Below are 25,615 nucleotides of genomic sequence, written 5' to 3'. Positions count from 1 at the left end.
AAGGCTTTGTGCATGACATTTCTGCGCCCTACCCTGCTGACGCTCGCTTGCCTGCTCGCCTCACCGGGCTTTGCCGACGATCTGCCGTCACTTGGCGACGCCAGTTCTGCCATTGTCTCACCGCAACAGGAATATCAGCTGGGCCGCGCCTGGCTGGCCATGTTGCGCAGCCAGGTTGCACAGCTCAACGACCCGCAGCTCAAGGACTACGTCGAGTCCAGCGTCTATAAGCTGGTGGAAACCAGCCAAGTGACTGACCGCCGTCTGGAGTTCATCCTGATCAACAGCCCGCAACTCAACGCCTTCGCGGCGCCGGGTGGCGTGGTCGGGGTCAACGGCGGGCTGTTCCTCAACGCGCAGACCGAGGGCGAGTACGCCTCGGTACTGGCCCACGAACTGGCTCACTTGTCACAACGCCACTTCGCTCGCGGCGTCGAGGCTTCGCAGCGGATGCAGGTGCCGATGATGGCGGCGCTGCTCGCGGGGATCGTGATTGCCGCGGCCGGGGGCGGTGATGCCGGGATCGCGACCATCGCCGGCACTCAGGCCGCGGCGATTCAATCGCAACGTACCTTCTCGCGCCAGAACGAACAGGAAGCCGACCGCATCGGCATTCTCAATCTGGAAAAGGCCGGCTACGACCCGCGTTCGATGCCGACCATGTTCGAGCGCCTGATGCGCCAGTATCGCTTCGACGCCAAGCCGCCGGAATTTCTGCTGACTCACCCGGTCACCGAATCGCGTATCGCCGACACCCGCAACCGCGCCGAGCAGGCACCACAGGGCGGTATCGAAGACAGCATGCGCTATCAGTTGATTCGTGCCCGCGTCCAACTGATCTATGAAGAAACCCCGGGGCTGGGCGCCAAGCGCTTCCGCGCACAACTGGACGAGAACCCGAAAAACGACGTGGCGCGCTATGGCCTGGCGATCGCCCAGATCAAAGGCGCTCAGCTCAATGAAGCGCGGGAGAACCTCAAGCAGTTGCTGGCCAAGTCGCCGAACGAGATCATCTACAACCTCGCGCAGATCGACCTGGACATCACCAACAACCGCCTGCCGGATGCGCAAACGCGGGTTGACCGGATGCTCACGCAATATCCGGGCAACTACCCGCTGAATCAGGTTCGCGTCGATCTGCTACTGAAACAGAATCGCACCGCCGACGCGGAGAAAGCCCTTGAAGGCCTGCTCAAATCCCGCCCGAACGATCCGGACGTGTGGTACCAGGTTGCCGAAACCCGTGGCTTGTCAGGGAACATCATCGGCTTGCATCAGGCTCGCGCCGAATACTTTGCGCTGGTGGGTGATTATCGTCAGGCGATCCAGCAGCTCGACTTTGCCAAACGCAAGGCTGGCAGCAACTTCCCGCTGTCCTCGCGGATCGATGCACGCCAGCGTGAGCTGATGGAGCAGGAGCGCATGATCAAGGACATGATGGGCTGAGTTTTCCTCCTCAAAACATTGTTTCAGGCATAAAAAAACCGCCTCTTTCGAGGCGGTTTTTTATTTCACCGCAACCGGATTATTCAGCCAGTTTGAAGGTGATGAAGCTGGCCCGGCCTTGACGCAGAACGCGCATCGACACCGAACGATTCTTCGGCAGCGCCTTGGCGATCTCGCCGAACTCCTTGGTGGAGCCGATGGCCTGGTTGTTCAGGTGAGTGATCACATCACCCGGCTGCAGACCGATCAGGGCTGCAGGACCATCCTGGACGTCCTTGATGACCACGCCGCCTTTGAGGTCGTAGGCTTTCTTCTGTTCATCGGTCAATTCGACCACCGACACACCGAGGCGGTTGCTGCTGCTTTCCGCGCCGGATTTCGGTAGCGATGCCAGCTCTTTGTCTTCGTCCGGAATTGCGCCGACTGTCAGCTCGACATTCTTGCGCTTGCCGTCACGAATCACTTCGAGGTTGGCCTTGGCGCCAGCCTTCAGCGCACCGACCAGGTGTGGCAGGTCGGCGGACATGACGATCGGCTGACCGTTCATGCTCAGGATCACGTCACCCACTTGCAGGCCGCCCTTGGCTGCCGGACCGTCATCCTGAATCTGCGCAACCAGCGCACCGGCCGGCTTATCAAGACCGAACGACTCCGCCAGATCCTTGTTTACTTCCTGGATGACCACACCCAGCCAACCGCGACTGACCTTGCCACCGCTTTTCAGCTGATTGGAAACGTCCATGGCTACGTCAATCGGGATGGCGAACGACACACCCATGAAACCACCGGAACGGGTGTAGATCTGCGAGTTGATCCCGACCACTTCACCATTCAGGTTGAACAGCGGGCCACCGGAGTTACCCGGGTTGATCGGCACGTCGGTCTGGATGAACGGCACGTAGTTTTCGTTCGGCAGGCTACGGCCGACGGCGCTGACGATGCCCTGAGTCACGGTATGGTCAAAGCCGAACGGCGAACCGATCGCTACGACCCACTGACCAGCCTTCAGGTCCTGGGACTTGCCGAGCTTGAGCACCGGCAGATCCTTGCCATCGATTTTCAGCAGGGCTACGTCTGAACGCGGGTCGGTGCCGATCAGCTTGGCTTTCATTTCACTGCGATCAGCCAGACGCACGAGGATTTCGTCGGCATCGGCAATCACATGGTTGTTGGTCAGGATGTAGCCATCCGAGGAAATGATGAAGCCCGAACCCAGCGATTGCGCTTCACGCTGGCGATCACCGCGTGGCGAACGCTGCTGAGGCGGCATGCCGCGCTCGAAGAACTCGCGCAACATAGGCGGCAAGCCTTCCAGGTCAGGCATCTGCTGGTTCACTTTGCGATCCGGCAGCTTCTGCGTGGTACTGATGTTCACCACCGCAGGCGAGGCCTGTTCAACCAGTTGGGTGAAGTCCGGCAAGTCGGCCGCCTGGGCAGCGGGAACAGCCTGACCGAGCACCAGCACGGTGGCGAAAATGGAGAGATAAGACTTCAAGCTAAGTATCGACATACAGCTCCCGTTACGACGAGCAGGGTTAAGCGATATGGAGCAAGGAACACCGGGAACCGCGGGCCGGCATTTTTGTTCCGGGAACAACAGACAAGGCCAGAGCCGTGAGGCTCTGACCTATAAAAAACTTTCGGGTGATTTGCAAATGAAAATGCTGAGCAAACATTTCATCTACGTCTCGAAGAAGAAGTGGAAATGACTGAAATCAGCTCACTGCTTGCTGGTTGCAGCGCCATCGTTGCGCATCGACAGGGCAATCCGTTCGGCCGTGCCAATGGGTATTTCACCGACCACCGTCACCATCATCTCGCCTTCAGGCGTGGTCAGGCGGCGGGAAACAGCGACGGTCGGCCCGAGCTGTGTGCGGGTATCGGTGACTGTCGCGCCGTTCAACGGCTCGAGAAACACCGAAAACCGCGCCAGCCCGTCGTCATACATCAGGCTGCTGACCTGAGTCTTGGTTTCCGGGTCTTTGTGCGAGGTACTGCTGGTCAGCACAAACCCCGGAGGCAGCCAGTCCGAATGCCAGACCTGGGCCGTCTTCACGGCGGAGGCCTTGTCACTGTCGAGGGTGATTGCCTTGCACTCGGTGCCAGGTTGCAGATCTTTGTCAGAAGGGGCATCAGCGGTATCAAGGCTGGTGAACTGGAAGCGCTCGAGTAACTGCCCCTTGTCATTGAGCAGCAACGACTTGAGTGGCAAACCAGTCTGTTTATCCAGATGCAGTTCGAAACCGTAGCGATGCTGGTCACGAGGCGTAAGCGATACGATGACCGCATCACGCCCGGCCACGCGCGACTTGCCGATGACAGCAAGGTCATACCAGTTTTTCAGCTTTTGGGGATCAAGCGAACGAGCGTTCGAGTTGGGTGAGTCTCCCAACCCCGCAATCAGGGTGCCGCTGACGCATTGAGTATGTCCGTCAACGCGCACGACTTCCTGCGCCGAGCCATCGAGCTGAAGCAAACGCTCGCGGACCTGGCCATTCTGGACACGATGCCAGATGTTGTGGGTAGAAAAACTACCGTTACGCTCGTATACGAAAGTGCCGTGGAAGCTTTGCTGCTGCTCGGCCTGGCCCAGGCGGGTCAACCAGTCCTGAGCCTCGTCGGCATGGGCTGGAACAACGAACCAGCCGCCAAGCAGAAGCGAAAGTAGAGGTATGGCGCGCATGATCCTCCTTAACGGTTTTCCATGCTTGCTGCACGCGCATAAGGCAGTGCGCTTTCAGTACCTTTCAGTGCAGCCTGCTGGGCATGCTGACGCAGATAGCCTGGCAGACGCTGATCGTGCCAGCCTGGCTGACCTTGCAGTACACCATTGGCCATCGGGCCTGTGGTTTCCGAGCTTTCTTTGTAGCCTGCCAGAACAGCCGGGCCTTTGACCTGAGGCGCAACCAGCGAAGGCTGATTGGACTGCTGGGCCAACTCGACGCCAGCGATTTCGTCCTGATTGTACAGGCGCACACCGGCCAGCACCGCAACAGTCACCGACGCTGCAACGGCCAGACGGCCAAGATTGCGCCATGGGCCACGGGACACTTTGGCTGGAGCCGTTTCGTCTTCCAGCGCAGCAGAAACTGCCGCAGCAATGTCCAGACGCGGAAGTAGCAGATCCTTGTGCATCGCTGCCCGAGCGATCTGATAACGAGCCCAGGTCTCACGGGTTTCAACATCGTCCAGTGCATTGATCACTCGACGCAATTCCAGTTCGTCCGCTTCGTTATCCATCACTGCGGACAGCGATTCCTGCAGGGCTTCACGACTCATGGCGTTCCTCTCTTGGCTGTCGCCGCTGTCTCAGTTTTCCTGCAACAACGGCTGCAGGGCTTTATCGATGGCCTCCCGAGCGCGGAAAATCCGGGAGCGCACGGTACCCACCGGACACTGCATGACGCTCGCAATGTCCTCGTAACTCAGACCATCGAATTCACGTAAAGTTAAAGCCGTACGTAAATCCTCTGGCAGTTGCTGAATGGTTCGATGGACGGTGCCTTCGATCTCATCCCGCAGCAATGCGCGTTCCGGTGATTCGAGATCCTTGAGGCCGTGATCGCCGTCGTAGAACTCCGCATCTTCAGAACTTACATCGCTATCCGGCGGCCGGCGGCCGCGTGAAACCAGATAGTTTTTTGCCGTGTTGATGGCAATGCGGTAAAGCCACGTATAGAACGCGCTGTCTCCGCGAAAGTTTCCTAGCGCTCTGTAGGCCTTGATAAAGGCTTCCTGAGCCACATCCTGGGCTTCATGGGTGTCGTGCACGAAACGCACGATCAACCCGAGAATTTTGTGCTGATACTTCAGCACCAGCAGATCGAAAGCTCGCTTGTCGCCACGCTGAACGCGCTCGACCAGCTGCTGATCCTCTTCCTGGGTTAGCATGAACACTCCTCGATAAGCATGGAGGAGGCTTGCATAACTAAACGACCAGACTTGCAAACATAGACTCGGGCTTTTCGCAAAAGTTCTCCCCCTCCAGGCAAGTTTCCTGCGGGCTCTGATTTGGCACGCACGAAAAACGCAGCGCGGGATAAACCGGCTGCGCGAATAATCTTGTCATCGGTTCGCCGGCAAAACCCAATTCGCAGGTTTTGCATTGAAGCCGACACTGTCCCGTGCTTCAGGCAACAGACTATTGATCTTGGGCCTCTGGCAAAAGTTCCAATTATTTATAGCCGCGCTTAAGCGACATTGAGCGACCGTGCGCGGAAAAAGCCTGTTTCATCCTCGATACAGTCGCCTTTTCCCAAAACGACGGAAAAAAACGTCCGACGAAGCGTCAAGCTTTTGTCGTCACAGTAGTTTCACAATGCCATACGAGCCCGGCTATTGTGCCGCTCCCCCCCTCTATATACTAGTGGGCTGTGTGGCTGTCTTGACTCGCCGATCCAGCTGTCTTGCGCCACCCCCGATCCGGGTCGCTTTGAGCGGAATCCTGAAATGAGCCAACAGTTTCAACATGATGTTCTGGTCATTGGCAGCGGCGCTGCCGGTTTGAGTCTCGCGCTGACCCTGCCGGGTCACTTGCGCATTGCCGTATTGAGCAAAGGCGATCTGGCCAACGGCTCGACCTATTGGGCCCAGGGCGGTGTCGCTGCCGTGCTGGACGATACCGATACTGTCGAATCCCACGTCGACGACACCCTTAACGCCGGCGGCGGTCTGTGCCATGAAGACGCAGTGCGCTTCACCGTCGAGCACAGCCGCGAAGCCATCCAGTGGCTGATCGACCAGGGCGTGCCCTTCACCCGCGACGAACAGTCCGGGACCGAAGACGGCGGCTTCGAATTCCACCTGACCCGTGAAGGCGGTCACAGCCATCGGCGCATCATCCACGCAGCCGACGCGACCGGTGCAGCGATTTTCACCACCCTCCTCGCCCAGGCCAGAGAGCGCGCCAATATCGAGTTGCTTGAGCAACGGGTTGCCGTTGATCTGATCACCGAACGCCGTCTGGGCATGGACGGCGAGCGTTGCCTCGGCGCCTATGTGCTGAATCGCGCGACCGGCGAAGTCGACACCTACGGCGCGCGCTTCGTGATCCTTGCGTCAGGCGGCGCGGCCAAGGTCTACCTCTATACCAGCAACCCCGACGGCGCCTGCGGTGATGGCATCGCCATGGCCTGGCGCTCGGGTTGCCGGGTAGCGAACCTGGAATTCAATCAGTTCCACCCCACTTGCCTGTATCACCCGCAGGCCAAGAGTTTCCTGATCACAGAAGCGCTACGTGGCGAAGGCGCGCACCTGAAGCTGCCCAACGGCGAACGTTTCATGCCGCGTTTCGATAAACGTGCCGAACTGGCGCCGCGCGACATCGTCGCCCGGGCCATCGACCATGAAATGAAGCGTCTGGGCGTCGACTGCGTCTACCTCGATATCAGCCACAAGCCTGAAGCTTTCATCAAAAGCCACTTCCCGACCGTCTACGAACGTTGCCTGGGTTTCGGCATCGACATCACCAAGCAACCGATCCCGGTCGTACCGGCAGCGCACTACACCTGTGGTGGGGTGATGGTCGACCAGCACGGTCGTACCGACGTGCCGGGGCTGTACGCGATCGGCGAAACCAGCTTCACCGGTCTGCATGGTGCCAACCGCATGGCCAGCAACTCGCTGCTCGAATGTTTCGTCTATGCCCGCTCGGCGGCAGCGGACATTCTTGCGCAACTGGATGACGTCGCCGCGCCAAACGCCCTGCCCGAATGGGACGCCAGCCAGGTGACCGATTCCGACGAAGACGTGATCATCGCCCACAACTGGGATGAGCTGCGTCGGTTCATGTGGGACTACGTAGGCATTGTGCGCACCAACAAGCGCCTGCAACGGGCTCAGCACCGCGTGCGTCTGTTGCTGGACGAGATCGACGAGTTCTACAGCAACTATAAAGTCAGCCGCGACCTGATCGAGCTGCGTAATCTGGCGCAAGTAGCCGAACTGATGATCTGCTCGGCCATGGAACGCAAGGAAAGTCGTGGACTGCATTACACCCTCGACTACCCGAACCTGCTGCCCGAGGCGCTCGACACTATTCTGGTGCCGCCCACCTACGCCGGCTGAACTTGAGCCGCACCCGCAGGCGTCGATGCACATCGGCTGCCTGCGAGTCTCGCGGTACGCAGAGCGAGCGCACCCGCCGCTCCCCGCGCAAACGAAAACGCAGCACCACAATCAGTGGCAACGCCAGGCTGTCGGGGCGCAACTGCACAGCCTGCCAGCCACCCGCCTGATTCCACAGCTGCCAGCCATCGGCGTCGCGGCGCAATCCGCAAAAAGCCTGCGGATGCTTCAGCAGAATCTGCCGTGGCAACACCCACGCGGCGTGCAGCAGACAGGCGAAAGCCCCGAGCAGACTGGCCCAGAGTGGAATCGACAGGAGAAACAACGCACCCAAAGCGAACGCCTGGGCCAACAGATACGCCGCCAGCAACTGCCGTGAGGCATGCCAGCGGCATTCGAACGTGTTACTTGGGCTGAACACGGTCCAGGATCATCCGCACCATGCGCTGCAGCTCAGGGTCTTCGGACTCGCTGCGCTCCATGAACCAGCCGAACATATCCTGATCCTCACAGGTCAGCAGACGGACATACAAGTCGCGATCGACCTGGTTGAGGTGCGGATAGACCTCTTTCACGAACGGCACCAGCAGCACGTCAAGTTCCAGCATGCCACGGCGGCTGTGCCAGAAGAGGCGATTGAGTTCAACTTGTTCGACCATGGAGCCCTCCTCAAATAGGCGCGCAGTATACAGCCCCGACGCGGGTCGCACAGTCGGCTTTGGTCGGGCACCACCGATCCTTTATCAACTACCCATTTCAACAACGCGCCCTTATGATGTGCCCCAGACTTTTTACCCTGCGATGACCCATGGCCGATTCTGCTTTTTTCTGCACCCTGTCTCATGAAGGCGTACTCGCGGTTCGCGGCGTGGATGCCGGCAAATTCCTGCAAGGCCAATTGACCTGCAACATCAATTACCTCAGCGACAGCCAGGCCAGCCTGGGCGCGCGCTGCACGCAAAAAGGCCGGATGCAGTCGAGCTTCCGCATTCTGCTCGAAGGTGACGGCGTGCTGCTGGCGATGGCTAGCGAACTGCTGGAGCCACAGCTGGCGGATCTGAAAAAGTACGCGGTGTTCTCCAAATCCAAACTGACCGACGAAAGCGCCGCCTGGGTGCGTTTTGGCCTGGAGCACGGCGACGCTGCGTTGGCCAGCCTGGGTCTGAACCTGCCAGGCGAAACCGACAGCGTGGTGCGCAACGCAGGCCTGATCGCGATTCGCGTCTCGCCGGGTCGCGCCGAACTCTGGGTACCGGCCGATCAAGCCGATGCCATCAAGGCCAAATTGGCCGCCGCCCTGTCCGAGGGCAATCTGAACCAATGGCTGCTGGGGCAAATCCGCGCCGGTATCGGCCAGGTCATGCCGACCACCCGCGAGCTGTTCATCCCGCAGATGCTCAACCTGCAGGCCGTCGGTGGCGTGAGTTTCAAGAAAGGCTGCTACACCGGCCAGGAAATCGTCGCGCGCATGCAGTACCTCGGCAAGCTCAAGCGTCGTCTCTACCGCGTGCAGCTGGACGCGAGCGAACTGCCGGAGCCGGGCACCCCGCTGTTCGCCCCAAGCCATGGCAGTGCCATCGGCGAAGTGGTGATTGCTGCCCGCGCCGAAGAAAAAATTGAACTGCTGGCGGTGTTGCAGGCCGAAGCTGCCGAAGCGGGTGATTTGCACTTGGGCGCCCTCGAAGGGCCAGCCCTGCATTTGCTCGACTTGCCCTACGAACTGGATCGCGACCGCGAAATCCAGCGCTGATCGCAGCTTTTGTTGCAACACCCTAGAGAGTCCACATGAGCGAGCTGGCGGATAAGGTCCAACAGGATTTGGTTGAGGCCATCGATAACGATGACCTGGTTCTGCCAACGTTACCGGAAGTGGCCCTGCAAATTCGCAAGGCCGCCGAAGACCCGGAAATCAGCGTCAGCACCCTGAGCAAAGTGATTGGCCGTGACACGGCGCTGTCGGCGCGCCTGATCAAAGTGGTCAACAGCCCGTTGCTGCGCGCGACCCAGGAAGTCACCGATCTGCACACCGCGATCACCCGGCTGGGTGTCAACTACAGCAGCAACCTGGCGATCGGTCTGGTGATGGAACAGATCTTCCACGCCCGCTCCGAAGTGGTCGAACAGAAGATGCGCGAAGTCTGGCGCAAGAGTCTGGAAATCGCCGGTGTCAGTTATGCGTTGTGCCGTCGGCATACCCAACTCAAGCCTGATCAGGCAGCACTCGGCGGACTGGTGCATCAGATCGGTGTGCTGCCGATCCTGACCTACGCCGAAGATCACTACGAACTGCTGTCAGACCCGGTCAGCCTCAACCATGTGATCGACCATATTCATCCGCTGCTGGGCGACAAGCTGTTGCGGGTCTGGGAGTTTCCCGAGCAACTGGTGGCGTTACCGGGGCTGTACCTGGACTTCAAACGCGACTCGGCGCACATCGATTACGTCGATCTGGTGCAGGTGGCGAGCCTGTATTGCCACAAAGACAGTGATCATCCGATTGCACGGATTGATCCGCTCAGTGTGCCGGCGTTCAGGAAACTGGGGATCGATCCGGAGAACAAGCAATTGTGCGCGGATCTGGAAGAATCGCGGACGATGTTTTACTGACCTGTGGCGAGGGAGCTTGCTCCCGCTGGGCTGCGAAGCGGCCCCAAAACCAGGCAGCCTCCCTTCATCAGGCAAACCTTGCACTCAGGGATCACGACTGCTGCGCAGCCGAGCGGGAGCAAGCTCCCTCGCCACAAAAGCCATCTCGGCTGCTATCCGGCGATAAAACTCACTCGAACCTTCAAACCGGCCTGCTCGCCATCATGCAACGTGATCTGCGCCAGATGCGCCCGGCAGATTTCCCCGACAATCGCCAGCCCCAACCCTGAACCCGCGACTTGCTGATTGCGCCGGTAGAAGCGTTCAAACACTCGATCACGCTCCTCCAGCGGAATCCCCGGCCCGTCATCTTCAACCTCAAGCACCGCCGGTGCCGCGACCCGTAGAATCACATTGCCGCCCGGTGGCGTATGCGCCAGCGCGTTGTCCACCAGGTTGCTCAGCAGTTCATTGAGCAACGTCGGTTCACCCCGCAGCCAAACCGGCTCATCCGCCTCCAGCGCCAGCGCGACCCCACGAGCATGCGCCAAGGGCGCCATGGCCATGCCCAATTCGCGGGCCAATTGACTCAGATCCAGCAGTTGCGCGCCCCCCTCGGCAATCGCCCGGGCACCGTTTTCCACGCGAGCCAGCGACAGCAGTTGATTGGCCAGATGGGTCAGGCGATCGGTGCTTTGCGCAGAGGATTCCAGGGTACTGCGCCAGGTTTGCGGTTCAGTCGAACGCAGCCCCAACTCCAGCCGCGCCTTCAACGCCGCCAGCGGCGTACGCAGTTCGTGTGCGGCATCAGCGATGAACTGCGCCTGCCGCTCGAACTGCCCGCGCAACCGCTCGGTGAAATGGTTGAGTGCACGCACCAGCGGCCACAATTCGCGCTGCACTTCCACCAGCGGCAGCGGCCGGAGGTCGTCCGACTGTCGTTCTTCCACCGCCGTGCGCAAACGCTCCAGCGGACGTAGCGCCGCACTCACCGCAAACCACACCAGCAACAAGGCGCCGATCGCGAGCATGCCCAGGCGCAGCAGCGTATCGGCCGCCAGACTGCGGGCCATGCTGACTCGCGCCTCGTCGGTTTCCGCGACACGGATTTCCGCCATGCCATTCATGTTCGGTTCGGTGACGGCCTTGAGCAGACTGACCACACGCACGTTCTGCCCGCGATACGTCGCGTTGTAGAAACGCGCCAGCGCTGGATAGCTGTCGGTTCTCGGGGTGCCGGGTGGCGGCCCGGGAAGGTTTTCGTAGCCGGAAATCAGCTTCTGATGGATGTCGTTGACCTGGTAGTAAATCCGTCCGGCGCTGTCGTAGGCGAACGTATCGAGGGCCACGTAGGGCACGTCGGCACTGAGCGTGCCGTCGCGTTGCGAGAGGCCGGCGGCGATGGTTCGCGCCGAGGCCAACAGGGTTCGGTCGTAGGCCGTGTCGGCGGCTTCGCGCCCGTTCCAGTACGCGCTTAAACCACTGGCGAGCATCAACACCACCAGCAATAACGCGAGGTTCCACAGCAACCGCCAGCGCAGGCTGCTGGGCTTATGCATCGCGGCTTTCCAACAAGTAACCGAGGCCACGGAAAGTCACGATCGCCACCGGTTGGCCGTCGAGTTTCTTGCGCAGGCGATGCACGTAGATTTCGATCGCGTCGGGGCTGGCTTCTTCGTCGAGACCAAATACCTGTGCGGCCAGTTGCTCCTTGCTCATCACCCGTCCCGGGCGGGCGATCAACGCTTCGAGCACCGCCTGTTCGCGAGAGGTCAACGTGAGCAGTTCTTCGCCGAGGCTGAAGCGCCGGGTGTCGAGATCGTAGGCCAGCACACCGCAGCGCTGTTGACGCTCGCCACCGAGCACGCTGCGCCGCAGCAGAGCTTTGACCCGAGCTTCGAGCTCGGTCAGTTCGAACGGTTTGGCCAGGTAATCGTCGGCGCCGAGATTCAAGCCGTGGACCCGGTCCTTCACATCGCTGCGCGCCGTCAGCATCAACACCGGCAGGTTCTTGCCGCGTGCGCGCAAGCGCGCCAGCACCTCGAAACCGTCCATTCGCGGCAGACCGACATCAAGGATCGCCATCGCGTATTCCTCGCTGCCCAGCGCCAGGTCGGCGGCCACACCATCGTGCAATACGTCCACGGTCAGACCGGTGCTCTTGAGCGCCTGAGCGACACTTTCGGCCAGTTGCAGATGGTCTTCGACGAGCAGGACACGCATGGATCGTTACCTCATTCACGGATGGCCGACGCCATTCTTTGCCGCGGAGTTTACAGCCGCAACCGCCGCTGTGAAGCCCGAAAACCGCGAAATCCGGCTGAAAGGTTAGTGAAAGGTTAGCCCGCTAGAGTCCGCCCACGGACAGTTCCGACTGCCGTCGCTGCTGCCACACAGCGATACGAAAAACGCCCCGATGCGTTTTCGACCAATAAGAACAATAAACGGAGTACACCCGCATGCCGTCCTTGCAGACCAAGGCTCTCAAGCCTGTTCGTCCTTCTCGTTTGCGCCACGCCACCCTCGCCAGCACTGCTGCCCTCGCCGGTTTCTCGCCGCTGAGCTACGCCGACTTCATCGAAGACAGTTCCGCCACCTTCGAAACCCGCAACATGTACTTCAACCGCGACTTTCGCGATGGCACCAGTGCCCAGCAATCCAAGCGCGATGAATGGGCGCAGGGTTTCATGCTCAATCTGCAATCGGGTTACACCGACGGCACCGTGGGGTTCGGTGTCGATGCGCTGGGCATGTTGGGAGTCAAACTTGATTCGAGCCCGGATCGCACCGGCACCGGCCTGTTGCCGACCCACGACGACGGACGCGCGGCGAACGAATACTCGAAAGTCGGCCTGACCGGCAAAGTGAAAATCTCCGCCACCGAACTGAAAATCGGCAGCCTGATTCCGGAACTGCCGATCCTCAAACCGAACGACGGGCGCATCCTGCCGCAGACCTTTGAAGGTGGTTTGCTGACCTCCAAAGAGATCAAGAACCTGACCTTCACCGGTGGGCGTCTGGAGAAAGCCAAGGATCGCGACAGTACCGATTTCGAGGACATCGCCCTCAACAACAAGAACAGCCGTTTCGCTGGCACCGTGGCCGGCAAGCATTTCGATTTCGCCGGCGTGGATTACAAGTTCACCGACAAGATCACCGGCAGTTACCACTTCGCCCAGCTCGACGAAGTCTATAACCAGCACTTCTTCGGTCTGGTCGCCTCGCGGCCAATGGGGCCGGGCACGTTCGCCACCGACCTGCGCTTTGCGGTCAGTGACGATCAGGGCGCGGCCCGCGGTGGCGAGATCGACAACCGCTCGCTCAACGGTCTGGTCAGCTATGCCCTGAGCGGCCACAAATTCACTGCCGGTTATCAGCACATGTCTGGCGACAGCGCGTTCCCGTATGTCGATGGCAGCGACCCGTACCAGGTCAACTTCGTGCAGATCAATGACTTCGCCGGCGCCGAAGAACGCTCGTGGCAGGCGCGTTACGATTTCGACTTCGCCCGCCTCGGCATCCCGGGCCTGTCGTTCATGAGCCGTTACCTGAGCGGTGACAACATCAAGCTCAAGAATGGCGACGAAGGCAAAGAGTGGGAGCGCAACACCGAGATCAAATATGTAGTACAAAGCGGCGCCCTGAAGGATGTTGCCGTGCGTCTGCGCAATGCCACTTACCGTTCCAACTACTCCGCCCGCGATGCCGATGAAGTGCGTCTGCTGGTGAGCTATAGCGTTGCCCTTTGGTAATTCAATACGTCCATAACAACAACTCCCAAGGAGACATAGATGAACTTATCACTGCGTAAATTTGCTCTGGCCGCCGGCGTCATGCTGTTCGCCGGCCAACTGATGGCCGAACCAAAACGCCCCGAATGCATCGCACCGGCCTCTCCCGGTGGCGGTTTCGACCTGACCTGCAAACTGGCGCAAAGCGCGCTGGTCAACGAAAAACTGCTGACCAAACCGATGCGCGTGACCTACATGCCCGGTGGTGTCGGCGCGGTGGCGTACAACGCGGTCGTCGCCCAGCGCCCGGCCGACGCCGGGACGCTGGTGGCATGGTCCAGCGGTTCGTTGCTGAACCTGGCGCAAGGCAAGTTCGGTCGTTTCGATGAAACCAACGTGCGCTGGCTGGCCGCCGTCGGCACCAGCTACGGCGCCATCGCGGTGAAAAGCGATTCGCCCTACAAGACCCTCGACGATCTCGTTCAGGCGCTGAAGAAAGATCCGAGCAAAGTGGTGATCGGTTCCGGCGGTACGGTCGGCAGTCAGGACTGGATGCAGACCGCACTGATCGCCAAGGCCGCCGGAATCAACCCGCGAGACCTGCGTTACGTCGCGCTCGAAGGCGGCGGCGAAATTGCCACCGCGCTGCTTGGCGGTCACATCCAGGTGGGTAGTACCGACATCTCCGACTCCATGCCGCACATCCAGAGCGGTGACATGCGTCTGCTCGCGGTGTTCGCCGATAAACGCATCGACGAACCGGAAATGAAAGACATCCCGACCGCTCGCGAGCAGGGCTACGACATCGTCTGGCCGGTGGTGCGCGGTTTCTACCTCGGGCCAAAAGTCAGCGACGAAGACTACGCCTGGTGGAAAGACGCCTTCGACAAACTGCTGGCCTCGGACGACTTCGCCAAGCTGCGCGATCAACGTGAACTGTTCCCGTTCGCCATGACCGGCCCGGAGCTGGACACCTACGTGAAGAAACAGGTGGCGGACTACAAAGTGCTGGCCAAAGAGTTCGGCCTGATTCAGTGATCGTCTCTCTCTAGCCGCCGTGGCCTCGCGCATCGAGGCCTCGGCACAGGAGTTTCCCATGCTCTTACAACGCATTTTCGCCTCGGTGCTATTGCTGGCCTGCGTCGGCCTGGCGCTGATGGCGTGGCCGTATCAAGCGGCTTTTTCTTATGAACCGGTCGGCCCGCGCGCCTTTCCCCTGCTGATGCTCGGCTTGATGGGCGTGGCGCTGCTGTACATGGTGTTCCGCCCGGCACCGATCAAACACAGCGAAGACGAGCCACCGCTGGATCGCCAAACCCTGACCAAGATCGGCATCTGCGTCGTCCTGCTGCTGGTGTTCGCCGGCCTGTTCGAACCGCTGGGCTTCATCCTCAGCAGCATCCTGATCGGCATCCCGATGGCGCGCCTGTACGGCGGTCGCTGGCTGCCCAGCATCGTGGTGACAACGTTGATGGCCATCGGTCTGTACCTGCTGTTCGACCGTCTGATGGACGTTCCGCTGCCTCTGGGCCTGCTCGACGTTCTGGAGAACTGATATGGATACTCTCGGTTATTTGGGTCAGGGCTTCGGCGTCGCGCTGAGTCCGTACAACCTGGTCACGGCCCTGACCGGCACGCTGATCGGCACCGTGGTCGGGCTGTTGCCGGGCCTGGGCCCGATCAATGGCGTGGCCCTGCTGATCCCGATCGCGTTCGCCCTTGGCCTGCCACCGGAGTCGGCGCTGATTCTGCTGGCGGCGGTGTATCTGGGCTGCGAGTACGGCGGGCGGATCAGCTCGATCCTGCTGAACATTCCGGGCGAAGCCTCCACCGTGATGACCACCCTCGACGGTTATCCGATGGCGCGTCAGGGTCTGGCCGGTGTCGCCCTGTCGCTGTCGGCGTGGAGTTCGTTCATCGGTGCGTTCATCGCCACCTGCGGCATGGTGCTGTTCGCCCCGCTGCTGGCGAAATGGGCGATTGCCTTCGGCCCGGCGGAATACTTCGTGCTGATGGTGTTCGCGATTGTCTGCCTCGGCGGCATGGCCGGCGATCGACCGCTGAAGACCTTTATTGCGGCGCTGATCGGGCTGTTCCTGTCGACCGTCGGCATCGACGCCAACAGCGGCGTGTACCGCTTCACCGGCAACAACATTCACCTGACCGACGGCATCCAGTTCGTGGTGTTGGTGCTGGGTCTGTTCTCGGTCAGTGAAATCCTCCTGCTGCTGGAAAAAACCCATCGCGGTCAGGAAGCGGTGAAGGCCACCGGGCGCATGATGTTCAACTTCAAGGAAGCGGCGTCGGTGTTCGTGGTGAACATCCGTTGTGGCTTGCTGGGTTTCATCATGGGCGTGTTGCCGGGCGCCGGCGCGACGCTGGCCAGTGCCGTGGCCTACATGACCGAAAAACGCATCGCTGGTGCCGGCGGCAAATTCGGTCAGGGTGACGCCCGTGGCCTCGCCGCTCCGGAGACCGCGATCGGCGCTTCGGCCTGTGGCGCGCTGGTGCCGATGCTGACCCTCGGCGTACCCGGTTCGGGCACCACTGCAGTGATGATCGGCGCGCTGTCGCTGTACAACATCACCCCGGGGCCGCTGTTGTTCCAACAGCAACCGGACATCGTCTGGGGCCTGATTGCCTCGTTGTTCATTGCCAACATCATGCTGGTGATCCTCAACATCCCGATGATCCGCATCTTCACCCGCATCCTCGCCGTGCCGAACTGGGCACTGGTGCCGGTGATCGCGATCATCACCGGGATCGGCGTGTACGCGGTGCATGCGACCACCTTCGACCTGTTCCTGATGGTCGGCATCGGCATCTTCGGTTACATCCTGCGCAAGCTGGATTTCCCGCTGTCGCCGGTGCTGCTCGGGTTCATTCTCGGTGGGCTGATGGAGCAGAACCTGCGTCGCGCGCTGTCGATCTCCAACGGTGCGCTGGAAATCCTCTGGTCGAGCCCGATCACCTTCGGTGTCTGGGTCCTGACCGCGATCATGTTGCTGATGCCGCTGCTGCGCATCTGGCGCAAACGCTCGGCAGCGCAACGCGCCATCGCCGATGTCTGATCGCTCCTCCCTTAGAAGCTGGTGGGCCACCCCGCTGGTCGGTCTGCTTGGCGGTTTTATCGCCAGCCAGATCGGCTGGCCACTGCCGTGGATGGTCGGCTCGCTGCTGGCGATCATCCTGGTGCGCTGCCTGACACCCTGGCAATTGACCGAGATCCCTGGCGGGCGCAAATGCGGCCAATGGATCGTCGGCATCGGCATCGGCCTGCACTTCACCCCGGTGGTGATGGAGCAGGTGCTGAGTCATTTCGGTTTGATCTTCTTCGGTGCGCTGGTCACCAGTCTGTCGGCGGTGGTCGGCGTGTGGTTGATGCGCCGTACCGGCGAGGATCGTGCCACGGCGTTTTTCTCGAGCATGCCCGGCGGCTCAGGCGAGATGGTCAACCTCGGCGCACGCAATGGCGCGCTGCTCAGCCATGTGGCGGCGGGGCAAAGTCTGCGGGTGCTGGTGGTGGTGCTGTGCGTGCCGGCCGCGTTCAAATATCTGCTGGGTGACGGTACGCCGATATCTCACGCCGGCAACGTCGATTGGCGCTGGCTGGCGATTCTGTTTCCCACGGGCGCCCTGCTCGCCTGGCTCTGGCAGCGTTTGCGTCAGCCCAATCCGTGGCTGTTCGGCCCGTTGCTGGTCAGTGCCACGGTGAGCATTGCCTGGGATTTGCACATCGGCCTGCCGGATGGCGGCAGCCAGATCGGCCAGTGGCTGATCGGCAGCGGGCTGGGCTGTCACTTCAACCGACAGTTCTTCCGCCGCGCGCCGTCTTTCATGGGACGTACGCTGATCGGCACGGCACTGACCATGTTGATCGCAACATTGGCGGCGTTGGGCCTGAGTGCCCTGACTCACCTGGATTTGCGTTCGCTGACGCTGGGCATGATGCCCGGCGGCATTGCCGAAATGAGCCTGACGGCGGAGACCCTGCAACTGTCGGTACCGCTGGTGACGGCGATGCAGGTAATGCGGTTGCTGTTTGTGCTGTTTCTGGCGGAGCCATTGTTCAAGTATTGGAACCGTAATCCCGAGTAACACCGAGTCACTGTGGCGAGGGAGCTTGCTCCCGCTGGGCTGCGCAGCAGACCCGAAATCCTTGAACCGGGTGCTTCTGGCACACCGAAATCACAGGTTTTGCGGCTGCTGCGCAGCCGAGCGGGAGCAAGCTCCCTCGCCACAGATTTACTCAGCCGATCAAATCGGCGGCAACCGCCACTCGATCGGCGCCTCGCCATTCTGCTCAAGAAACTTGTTGGTCCGGCTGAAGTGCCCACAACCCAGGAAGCCTCGATAAGCCGACAACGGCGACGGATGCACCGACGTCAGCACCAGGTGCTTGGTCGCGTCGATCAGCTTCTGCTTGCTCTGCGCATGTGCGCCCCACAGCATGAACACCAGATGCGGCTGGCATTCGCTGACCACTTCAATGATCCGGTCGGTGAAGAACTGCCAGCCCTTGTCCTTATGCGCGTTGGCATTGGCCCGCTCGACGGTCATGGTGGTGTTGAGCATCAACACGCCCTGATCGGCCCAGCTCTGCAGGTAGCCGTGGTTGGGAATGTCGATGTTCAGGTCGCGCTTCAACTCTTTATAGATGTTGACCAGCGACGGCGGAGCCGGCACGCCGGGTTGCACCGAAAAGCACAGGCCATGGGCCTGGCCCGGGCCGTGGTACGGGTCCTGGCCGAGGATCACCACTTTGACTTTATCCAGCGGCGTCGAATTCAGCGCGTTGAAAATCAGCGGTCCCGGCGGATAGATTTCCTTGCCGGCCGCCCGCTCCTGCTGCAGAAAAGTGCGCAACTCTGCCATGTAAGGCTGGTCGAACTCAGCACGCAGTGCCTCCTTCCAGCTCGGTTCGAGTTTGATACGGTCGTCAGCAGTCATGGTCATACCCGGCAAAAACAATGGGGCGAACCCTAGGAAAGCCGACCACGCTTGTCAATTGATCTGACGCAGATCCGGCACTTTCCCACACAGCGATCATACTGATCGTTCAAATTCCCGATCGAGGTCACGATGAATCTGCACTTCGAAGAACTCACCGGCACCGACGGCGCCCGCCTCGGGATCGCCAGCCTGGACGCTGAAAAGTCGCTCAATGCGCTGTCCTTGCCGATGATCAACGCCCTGAGCGACAAGCTGAACGCCTGGGCCAAAGATCCACAAATCGTCTGCGTATTGCTGCGCGGCAACGGCGCCAAGGCGTTCTGCGCCGGCGGCGAAGTGCGCAGCCTGGTGGAAGCCTGCCGCGCCCACCCCGGTGAAGTCCCACCACTGGCCGCGCAGTTTTTCGCCGCCGAATATCGCCTGGACTACAGCCTGCACACCTACCCCAAACCGCTGATCTGCTGGGGCCACGGTTACGTGCTCGGCGGCGGCATGGGCCTGTTGCAAGGCGCCAGCACGCGGATCGTCACACCGAGCAGTCGCCTGGCGATGCCGGAGATCACCATCGGTCTGTATCCGGACGTCGGGGCCAGTTGGTTTTTGTCACGGTTGCCGGGCAAGCTCGGCTTGTTCCTCGGTCTGACCGGAGCGCACATGAACGGGCGTGATGCGATCGACCTCGATCTGGCCGACCGCTTTCTGCTTGAAGAGCAGCAACCACAGCTGATCGAAGGCCTGCTGCAACTCAACTGGCAGGAACAGACCGACATGCAGCTCAACAGTCTGCTCAAGGCCCTGCAACAGGAAGCCGTGGGGCAGATGCCCGAGGCACAGTGGTTGCCGCGCCGCCGGCAGATCGACGAACTGCTCGACGTCAGCGACGTCACCTGCGCCTGGAAAGCCATCAGCCTGCAACGTGACAGCAGCGACCCGCTGATCGCCCGTGCCGCGAAAACCATGAGCGAGGGTTCGCCACTGACCGCACACCTGGTCTGGGAGCAAATCATCCGTGCGCGCCACCTGTCGCTGGCCGAAGTCTTTCAGATGGAATACACCCTGAGCCTCAACTGCTGCCGGCATCCGGAATTCAGCGAAGGGGTGCGGGCGCGACTGATCGACAAGGATCAGAAACCGCACTGGCATTGGCCGGACGTCAATACCGTGCCGGACGCGGTGGTGGAAGCGCACTTTCACAAGGTCTGGGAAGGTCGGCATCCGTTGGCGGATCTGTCGCAGTATTAATTGGCAACTGCCCGCGATAGTCCCGCTTGTCGCCTATCGCGGGCAAGCTTTAACTGACCGTATTAAACCTAAAAATTCAACTCGTAAAACTTAACTATTTCCGCAATAGCGATTGATGACTCCTCGTTATTCTTAATCAAGATATCCTCCACATCCCTTAACGGAGGAAGAGGATGCAAACGTTCAGCAATTTCAGTGGCAGTATAGTCCTGAGTCGCTTTACCTTCGCCTCTAACCCTTATATAGCCGATGGCGCTTTCCCCTTCAGAAAAATGATTGGACACTCGCATCTTCGGTGAAACACCGTAATTCACAACTATTACCAGATCATCACCTTCGCGATGGAATTTCAATTGCCCGATATTCAAGTCAACATCTGAAAAATCGATTCCATCAATACCACCGCCCGAGTTATCAATCACGTCCCTGCCAAGACCATCATATTTATAAACATCATCGCCCGCCCCGCCGGACAACGTGTCATTACCTGGCCCACCCAGCAGCACATCCTCGCCAGAGCTACCAGTCAGCAAATCATTACCGTGACCGCCCACCAGCGGCAGCGTTTGAGCATCTCGAATAGATTGGGCGGGCGTCGCATTATCAATGACGACGGCATTATGGTAAGTATCCGGGGCAGGGCCCAGTTGACAAGACTCCAGAAGAGTCTTCAGGCTGGCGCTGGTGCCGTCGGCAAACCTTATGACTTCGATCCCGGAGCCCTGGAGATCCCCTGCATTGGGTAAAACGATACGAACCTGCTGAGTCCCCCATTTGATATCGAGGGTCGAATAGAGCATCTTCGCCCGAGGTGGATGGCGATAGTTGTCACGTGACGGATTGGGGGCCAATTCGATATTGACTGTTTCAATCAACACCGCCCCCCAACTTAACTGCAGCTCTTCCAGCCTTGCCCCATCTGGAAGAATGACAACATCTTGATCGATCCGCCCATACTCGTCTTTCCACCCCGTCACACCCACTTCCGGGCGCTGAAAAACAGGACTCAGTACATCCGCAATAATGGTCGTTGCGCCAGCGTGTGCTTGCACAGTGTAGGTATCGGCACCATTTTCACCGTAGAGCCAATCAATCCCTGAACCGCTGATTAAATAATCGGCCCCCTCGGATCCGAGCAGCGTATCGTTGCCCGCTCCAGCCGATAGTATGGCCCCCGGTAATCTGTCATTTACCGAACCATAATCAAGTGGGGTAAGCGCATAAGCGACTATCAGGTCATCACCCTTACCGCCATGAAAGGTATTCCCGACTTCCAGGTTCACTCGTCCGCCGCCGGCGTCACCTTGTACAGTCTTGTGCTTGATGGTTTCGGTCTTTACATCCCGGCGAAATTCTTTACGGACAGTTTCGCCAGAGTTGAAGCTTGCTGCAGGATAGATGTACCAACCTTCGATAGTTCCTGACTTGTTTCTATCCTCTACCAGCACGTCTCCTGTTTTAAACGAAAAACCGCTACCCGAACCAGATCGATAATATTGAGGTTTATGGTTCGATGGGTTTGCTGCCCCCTCAACCTTTGTATTTTTGAAATGGGAGTGGGATGCAGAGCTCGTCTGCCTGTCGCTGTACACAGCTCTGCCAGATGGAGCGTTCATCCACTGCGGTGTGTCAGACAAAGATCCGTTTTCGATGCTTTCGTCAATCAAGTCGGAATAAGTGATGAAACCCGTATCAGTCGTGAAAATGTGATTTCTGACCCAGACACCTTGATCATTGAGGGTGAAACCCGTGGCTTGCCTGTTTTTCGAACGCCTTCCTTGAATTTCCCCAAGGAATTTTTCCACCCCTTCAATGCCATCACCCAATTCAGCCTCATTTCCTTCGCTCGAAACATCAATGGCTGACTCGACGGGAACGCTTGCGATACCGCTGTATTCACTCGTGTCTTCTGTTTCTTCTATGTCTGCCTTGTCCACCACTTCCATTACCGGCGGTTCGATCACAACTACCGGAGCAAGCGTTTTCTTGATGACATCCTGGTAGCTCAAGACCACTCCATCACTGAAACTGAAAGTTGAGTCTCGCCACGTCTCGTGATTTTTTATCAGAACGGCGTCACCTACTCCGTTGGCCAGCCGCAATACCAGACCGATTTCAATATCGATAATTTCAATCTTCAGATTGTCCGCAAAAAAACCGGCTCCGAACTTCATGACATTGTTGCCACCGGCGTCTACAACTACATCAAGCCCATCACCAGCTCCGAAATAGTAAATATCATCTCCGCCCCCCGCTTCCAGGTAGTCGTTACCGGCCCCGCCATCAAACACATTATTTCCTGAGTCACCGCGCAGATAGTCCACACCCTCCCCGCCAAATAACGTGTCGTTTCCACCGCCGCCCAGCAACGTGTCGTTGCCTGAACCACCGTCCAGATAATCTGCACCCTGTTCGCTTTCAGGCGTCTGCTCGTAGTCGCCAGACATCAAGTCATCGTCAGCACCACCGTAAAGCGTATCGGCGCCCAAGCCCCCCCAAAGGGTGTCGTTTCCGGCATCGCCTCGAACGAGGTCATCATTGGTGCCGCCGGATTGCAGGTTTGGCTGGTCGCCATCCAGAGCATCAGCGCCCGGCCCGCCTATCAGTGTGTCGGAGCCACCCAATCCCTGGAGCGTGTCGTCACCCATACCGCCATCAAGGAAATCATCACCGTGGTGGCGAATCGGATGGTCGTAGTAATCGCCAACCAGCTCGTCATTTCCTGCCCCACCAAACAGCAAATCATCAGCACCGCCGCCCCAAAGGGTGTCATCGCCCGCACCACCGTCCAGAAAGTCACGTCCGAAGAAATGGCTAGCGTCACCCGCCACACCATCCAATACGTCGTCATCCCCCTTCAGGGCATCATTGCCGGGGCCGCCATACAAGACGTCGCTACCGCCGTTGCCAGCGAGAGCGTCGTCGCCACTGCCTCCCTCCAGCAGATCGTTGCCATGGTGTCCGCTTTGGAGTCCTCCACCCCAATCAAGGTTGTCTCCGAACAATGTGTCGTTGCCACTGCCGCCCGTCAGGGTGTCGTCGCCCCCGTCGCCGCTCAGCTGATCATCTTCTGTTCCGCCATCCAACACATCCTCGCCCCAACCGCCGCAGAGAACATCTCTCCCGCCTTGGCCGTACAGAACGTCGTTGCCTCCTTCCAATGCATCTTTCACGGAGGATTTGTCGAAGGTGGTGCGCAAGCTGATGACGCCTTGGGCAAGAACGACTTCATGTCGTTTATATTTCCAGTTTTGCTCCAGTACCCCAGTCGTATCGTCGCCGTGCAAGAAGTCATCACCCGCCCCCCCAGCCAGTGTGTCTCGACCGTTGCCACCGAGCAGCACGTCTCCAGAGGCAGTACCCACCAGCAGATCATCGCCCTGCCCACCATCCAGCCAATCGCCACGACCGACCTTCCCCTTGGCGACACCATCAGCCAGAGCTTTTTCAAGGGTTGACTGTTTGTCTCCAAACAATTGATCGTTTCCAGCTTGCCCGAACAGTCGATCGGAGCCGCCAAGCCCAAGGAGGATGTCGTCTTTGGGCGATCCGTAAAGTGCGTCGGCCTTATTCCTCTGTTTTACATTTGGCAACAGCACAACGTTACCCAAGTCATCGTAGGAAAGCTGATCACCGGGAACATTGGGGTCCGTATCGGCGGCTCTCCAGTCACCCTGGATAACCAGATCGGGTGTTGAAAAGGTGTGGCCATCGAAGTCGGGGAGCTGAACACCTAGCATTCCCGGCCTGTAGTGCTTGATTACGATCAGATCGCCCTGGCCGTAGCGGATGTTCAGTGTGTTTTCCGTGAGTTCTTCAATGAGCGTCAACGTTATGGATCGGTCTTGCGTGAACCATGTGTTGCTCAGAAGAGCACTGCGTTTGAGGGCGGGAATCGGACGGTCATTTATCAATAACTGCCCATCAGCATTTGCATCGAAAATTTCATCGATTCCGTCACCACTGTAAAACGCGTACCGATCATTACCCTCGCCACCTGTCAGAGAATCGTTACCCTTGCCGCCGATCAAAACATCATCACCCGCCATCCCGTATAGCGCGTCATTGCCGTCGCCACCGCTTAACGAGTCGTTACCGCGAGCACCTTCAATAACGTCATTACCTGCCAGTCCACTGATCGAGTCATTGCCCTCACCGCCATACAGATGATCGGCATTTATCGCACCACCGAAAGATCGCCCTCCGTCGTCACCGAACATCACCAGCGGATTGGATACGCCAGTCGTCATGGGCGCTTGTTTGCCTGAGCCTATATCCGAATAGGAAAACTTCTGCAGTGTGTTTTCTCCGAACGAACCATGGGTTCTGGATATCAACCGGGCCAACATTTCTGCGCGATCAAAAATCCACTGCTCAGTAATAAAGCCTTCACCCGTGGCAGGATCATAGAGTTCCAAGCCACGACCGGGAAAACCGTCATCTTTTTCTATGACTATTTCACTTAGCTGTTTCAGAGAATTGCGCAAAGCCAAGCCAACCGGTGTGTCTTGCGCGGCGAGCTTGGCCCATGCTGTAGCTCTGCCATATTCGCTGATGGTCTTGGTAACGATGCTTTGGGATTGAATTGGTGTAAACGCTGAGAAAAATGCGTACACATTGGACGCAAACGTTTCCTCGGTGGTGGGCGCGGCATTAGAGTCGCCGTCGTATGTTCGCTTGAACATGTCAAAAAAAACATTTACGCCATATCGCAAGATCAGATCAACGATAGGCGAAACAGGTGTGCCTTTCACCACGTACTGGATCAAGGGATTGGTGTTTCCACTGGCCATTGCAATTTTGATTTGCTCAGGCACTACCGAAAACACGCTCTCAAGCACATTGACACCAAAGTTATTGACCGCAGCGCGTAGGCCGACACTGTATGAGTCAATGGCAAATAGAATATTCTTGAAATCATCGAGCCTGTTAGCTTTAGCCAGTTCATGATTACCTTTGATTTCTGAGCCAGGGTCGCCTGCGGAAATCAATCTCCAGGTTTCATACGGGGGTTTGCCACCTAACAGGCTGAAACCGATGGTTCCAGACCAACCTGCGTTACGGCTTGTAGCGGTATCGTCTTTGCCAAGATCATCAAGGAATAAAACCTCTCCAATAGCGCTCGCATCAATACCTGCGATTTGACTGATTGAGGGCACTGTCCAAGGAGCCAAATCGCCCTTAACCGATCCATATAACAGTATATTCATGAAATTTACTGCAACCTGATTTGAGGAGGCCTGCATTTTCGATTCTGTAAACCTCTTACGTAATCGAAGTTCTCCTTGCCGCATGGTGTAGGCGCGAATCAAAGCGGAGTAAGCCCCCTGCCCACCATTAGCATCAATTGCGACATCAAGCCAAAGTCTGGCACTCTTCAAAACATCAATTACATCTTTCTCAAAGAGAATATCCTCAGAAAATTTTTCGCCAATGATTTTAGATAACACCCGATAAAAGGAAGCACAGTTTCGCCCCTGTTCCTCAGATGCTATATACCTCTCAGCATCCTGATCAAACCACATCCCCTCAGAAGTATTCGCAACCTGTAGCACCATTGACTTTTCTAAATCATCAAAAACACAACTCAT

Annotated in this window: 20 protein-coding genes; 10 read left to right on the top strand and 10 right to left on the bottom strand. The window is 58.7% G+C overall.

The window, feature by feature from the left end:
- Positions 1–12 precede the first annotated feature (12 nt).
- Positions 13–1,446, top strand: a complete 1,434-nt coding sequence (locus tag ACVHNU_RS03555; RefSeq protein WP_003222564.1) for a M48 family metalloprotease — start codon at positions 13–15, stop codon at positions 1,444–1,446.
- 79 nt (positions 1,447–1,525) lie between these two features.
- On the opposite strand, the gene ACVHNU_RS03550 is transcribed toward ACVHNU_RS03555, so the two are convergent.
- The 4 genes from ACVHNU_RS03550 to rpoE all read right to left on the bottom strand — a co-directional run bounded on the left by ACVHNU_RS03550 (position 1,526) and on the right by rpoE (position 5,337).
- Complete coding sequence (locus ACVHNU_RS03550) at positions 1,526–2,956, bottom strand: DegQ family serine endoprotease (protein WP_003222562.1); 1,431 nt, start codon at positions 2,954–2,956, stop codon at positions 1,526–1,528.
- 210 nt (positions 2,957–3,166) lie between these two features.
- Entirely contained in the window at positions 3,167–4,129 is a 963-nt protein-coding gene (locus tag ACVHNU_RS03545) for a MucB/RseB C-terminal domain-containing protein (RefSeq protein WP_473019021.1), read from the bottom strand.
- An 8-nt stretch (positions 4,130–4,137) separates the two neighbouring features.
- Positions 4,138–4,725, bottom strand: a complete 588-nt coding sequence (locus ACVHNU_RS03540) for a sigma-E factor negative regulatory protein (RefSeq protein ID WP_003222558.1) — start codon at positions 4,723–4,725, stop codon at positions 4,138–4,140.
- Positions 4,726–4,755: 30 nt separating this feature from the next.
- Complete coding sequence (gene rpoE / locus ACVHNU_RS03535) at positions 4,756–5,337, bottom strand: RNA polymerase sigma factor RpoE/AlgU (RefSeq protein WP_003172477.1); 582 nt, start codon at positions 5,335–5,337, stop codon at positions 4,756–4,758.
- 558 nt (positions 5,338–5,895) lie between these two features.
- On the opposite strand from rpoE, the gene nadB reads away from it, so the two are divergent.
- On the top strand, positions 5,896–7,512 hold the full coding sequence (gene nadB, locus ACVHNU_RS03530; RefSeq protein WP_003222555.1) for an L-aspartate oxidase: 1,617 nt from the start codon (positions 5,896–5,898) through the stop codon (positions 7,510–7,512).
- On the opposite strand, the gene ACVHNU_RS03525 is transcribed toward nadB, so the two are convergent.
- Complete coding sequence (locus tag ACVHNU_RS03525; protein ID WP_473019020.1) at positions 7,481–7,933, bottom strand: protein YgfX; 453 nt, start codon at positions 7,931–7,933, stop codon at positions 7,481–7,483. The genes nadB and ACVHNU_RS03525 overlap by 32 nt on opposite strands.
- A complete protein-coding gene (locus tag ACVHNU_RS03520; protein ID WP_003222550.1) occupies positions 7,917–8,171 on the bottom strand; it encodes an FAD assembly factor SdhE in 255 nt (84 codons plus the stop codon). The genes ACVHNU_RS03525 and ACVHNU_RS03520 overlap by 17 nt, the downstream gene beginning before the upstream one ends.
- A 149-nt stretch (positions 8,172–8,320) precedes the next feature.
- On the opposite strand from ACVHNU_RS03520, the gene ygfZ reads away from it, so the two are divergent.
- Positions 8,321–9,262 carry a CAF17-like 4Fe-4S cluster assembly/insertion protein YgfZ gene (gene ygfZ, locus ACVHNU_RS03515; protein ID WP_473019019.1) on the top strand — a complete coding sequence of 314 codons (942 nt, stop codon included), beginning with the start codon at positions 8,321–8,323 and terminating at the stop codon, positions 9,260–9,262.
- 35 nt (positions 9,263–9,297) lie between these two features.
- Positions 9,298–10,119 (top strand): HDOD domain-containing protein, encoded by an 822-nt coding sequence (locus tag ACVHNU_RS03510; RefSeq protein ID WP_473019018.1) that lies wholly within the window; start codon positions 9,298–9,300, stop codon positions 10,117–10,119.
- A gap of 152 nt (positions 10,120–10,271) precedes the next feature.
- Here ACVHNU_RS03510 and ACVHNU_RS03505 read toward each other — a convergent pair whose 3' ends face one another.
- Both ACVHNU_RS03505 and ACVHNU_RS03500 read right to left on the bottom strand, forming a co-directional pair.
- A complete protein-coding gene (locus tag ACVHNU_RS03505; RefSeq protein ID WP_226501559.1) occupies positions 10,272–11,657 on the bottom strand; it encodes a sensor histidine kinase in 1,386 nt (461 codons plus the stop codon).
- On the bottom strand, positions 11,650–12,321 hold the full coding sequence (locus ACVHNU_RS03500) for a response regulator (RefSeq protein ID WP_003222545.1): 672 nt from the start codon (positions 12,319–12,321) through the stop codon (positions 11,650–11,652). The genes ACVHNU_RS03505 and ACVHNU_RS03500 overlap by 8 nt, the downstream gene beginning before the upstream one ends.
- Positions 12,322–12,557: 236 nt before the next feature.
- Here ACVHNU_RS03500 and ACVHNU_RS03495 point away from each other — a divergent pair, with 236 nt between their 5' ends.
- Genes ACVHNU_RS03495 through ACVHNU_RS03475 form a run of 5 tightly spaced genes read left to right on the top strand, consistent with a single transcriptional unit; the run spans position 12,558 to position 17,927 of the window.
- Positions 12,558–13,850 carry an OprD family porin gene (locus ACVHNU_RS03495; protein WP_473019017.1) on the top strand — a complete coding sequence of 431 codons (1,293 nt, stop codon included), beginning with the start codon at positions 12,558–12,560 and terminating at the stop codon, positions 13,848–13,850.
- A gap of 39 nt (positions 13,851–13,889) precedes the next feature.
- Positions 13,890–14,867, top strand: a complete 978-nt coding sequence (locus ACVHNU_RS03490) for a Bug family tripartite tricarboxylate transporter substrate binding protein (protein ID WP_473019016.1) — start codon at positions 13,890–13,892, stop codon at positions 14,865–14,867.
- A 58-nt stretch (positions 14,868–14,925) separates the two neighbouring features.
- A complete protein-coding gene (locus tag ACVHNU_RS03485) occupies positions 14,926–15,384 on the top strand; it encodes a tripartite tricarboxylate transporter TctB family protein (protein ID WP_201135575.1) in 459 nt (152 codons plus the stop codon).
- Position 15,385: 1 nt separating this feature from the next.
- Positions 15,386–16,900 carry a tripartite tricarboxylate transporter permease gene (locus tag ACVHNU_RS03480; RefSeq protein WP_003222538.1) on the top strand — a complete coding sequence of 505 codons (1,515 nt, stop codon included), beginning with the start codon at positions 15,386–15,388 and terminating at the stop codon, positions 16,898–16,900.
- The gene (locus tag ACVHNU_RS03475; RefSeq protein WP_007963258.1) at positions 16,893–17,927 is read left to right on the top strand and encodes an AbrB family transcriptional regulator; all 1,035 of its coding nucleotides are present in this window, start codon (positions 16,893–16,895) and stop codon (positions 17,925–17,927) included. Before ACVHNU_RS03480 ends, ACVHNU_RS03475 begins: the two co-directional genes overlap by 8 nt.
- Before the next feature lie 159 nt (positions 17,928–18,086).
- On the opposite strand, the gene ung is transcribed toward ACVHNU_RS03475, so the two are convergent.
- Positions 18,087–18,779, bottom strand: a complete 693-nt coding sequence (gene ung / locus ACVHNU_RS03470; RefSeq protein ID WP_473019015.1) for a uracil-DNA glycosylase — start codon at positions 18,777–18,779, stop codon at positions 18,087–18,089.
- Between the two features lie 132 nt (positions 18,780–18,911).
- Here ung and ACVHNU_RS03465 point away from each other — a divergent pair, with 132 nt between their 5' ends.
- On the top strand, positions 18,912–20,024 hold the full coding sequence (locus ACVHNU_RS03465) for an enoyl-CoA hydratase/isomerase family protein (RefSeq protein ID WP_003222532.1): 1,113 nt from the start codon (positions 18,912–18,914) through the stop codon (positions 20,022–20,024).
- Between the two features lie 68 nt (positions 20,025–20,092).
- On the opposite strand, the gene ACVHNU_RS03460 is transcribed toward ACVHNU_RS03465, so the two are convergent.
- Positions 20,093–25,615: a calcium-binding protein gene (locus ACVHNU_RS03460; RefSeq protein WP_473019014.1), complete on the bottom strand. Its 5,523-nt coding sequence runs from the start codon at positions 25,613–25,615 to the stop codon at positions 20,093–20,095.

It is taken from the genome of Pseudomonas sp. Ors-4-3C, assembly GCF_055755035.1.
Note: the sequence above shows the minus strand (reverse complement) of the source record. Positions and strands in the feature narration are given on the sequence as shown.

Excerpts from the sequence above, each read along its gene's own strand:
- ACVHNU_RS03555 (WP_003222564.1), top strand. The coding sequence starts at position 13 with ATGACATTTCTGCGCCCTACCCTGCTGACGCTCGCTTGCCTGCTCGCC.
- ACVHNU_RS03550 (WP_003222562.1), bottom strand. The coding sequence starts at position 2,956 with ATGTCGATACTTAGCTTGAAGTCTTATCTCTCCATTTTCGCCACCGTG.
- ACVHNU_RS03545 (WP_473019021.1), bottom strand. The coding sequence starts at position 4,129 with ATGCGCGCCATACCTCTACTTTCGCTTCTGCTTGGCGGCTGGTTCGTT.
- ACVHNU_RS03540 (WP_003222558.1), bottom strand. The coding sequence starts at position 4,725 with ATGAGTCGTGAAGCCCTGCAGGAATCGCTGTCCGCAGTGATGGATAAC.
- rpoE (WP_003172477.1), bottom strand. The coding sequence starts at position 5,337 with ATGCTAACCCAGGAAGAGGATCAGCAGCTGGTCGAGCGCGTTCAGCGT.
- nadB (WP_003222555.1), top strand. The coding sequence starts at position 5,896 with ATGAGCCAACAGTTTCAACATGATGTTCTGGTCATTGGCAGCGGCGCT.
- ACVHNU_RS03520 (WP_003222550.1), bottom strand. The coding sequence starts at position 8,171 with ATGGTCGAACAAGTTGAACTCAATCGCCTCTTCTGGCACAGCCGCCGT.
- ygfZ (WP_473019019.1), top strand. The coding sequence starts at position 8,321 with ATGGCCGATTCTGCTTTTTTCTGCACCCTGTCTCATGAAGGCGTACTC.
- ACVHNU_RS03510 (WP_473019018.1), top strand. The coding sequence starts at position 9,298 with ATGAGCGAGCTGGCGGATAAGGTCCAACAGGATTTGGTTGAGGCCATC.
- ACVHNU_RS03505 (WP_226501559.1), bottom strand. The coding sequence starts at position 11,657 with ATGCATAAGCCCAGCAGCCTGCGCTGGCGGTTGCTGTGGAACCTCGCG.
- ACVHNU_RS03500 (WP_003222545.1), bottom strand. The coding sequence starts at position 12,321 with ATGCGTGTCCTGCTCGTCGAAGACCATCTGCAACTGGCCGAAAGTGTC.
- ACVHNU_RS03495 (WP_473019017.1), top strand. The coding sequence starts at position 12,558 with ATGCCGTCCTTGCAGACCAAGGCTCTCAAGCCTGTTCGTCCTTCTCGT.
- ACVHNU_RS03490 (WP_473019016.1), top strand. The coding sequence starts at position 13,890 with ATGAACTTATCACTGCGTAAATTTGCTCTGGCCGCCGGCGTCATGCTG.
- ACVHNU_RS03485 (WP_201135575.1), top strand. The coding sequence starts at position 14,926 with ATGCTCTTACAACGCATTTTCGCCTCGGTGCTATTGCTGGCCTGCGTC.
- ACVHNU_RS03480 (WP_003222538.1), top strand. The coding sequence starts at position 15,386 with ATGGATACTCTCGGTTATTTGGGTCAGGGCTTCGGCGTCGCGCTGAGT.
- ACVHNU_RS03475 (WP_007963258.1), top strand. The coding sequence starts at position 16,893 with ATGTCTGATCGCTCCTCCCTTAGAAGCTGGTGGGCCACCCCGCTGGTC.
- ung (WP_473019015.1), bottom strand. The coding sequence starts at position 18,779 with ATGACTGCTGACGACCGTATCAAACTCGAACCGAGCTGGAAGGAGGCA.
- ACVHNU_RS03465 (WP_003222532.1), top strand. The coding sequence starts at position 18,912 with ATGAATCTGCACTTCGAAGAACTCACCGGCACCGACGGCGCCCGCCTC.
- ACVHNU_RS03460 (WP_473019014.1), bottom strand. The coding sequence starts at position 25,615 with ATGAGTTGTGTTTTTGATGATTTAGAAAAGTCAATGGTGCTACAGGTT.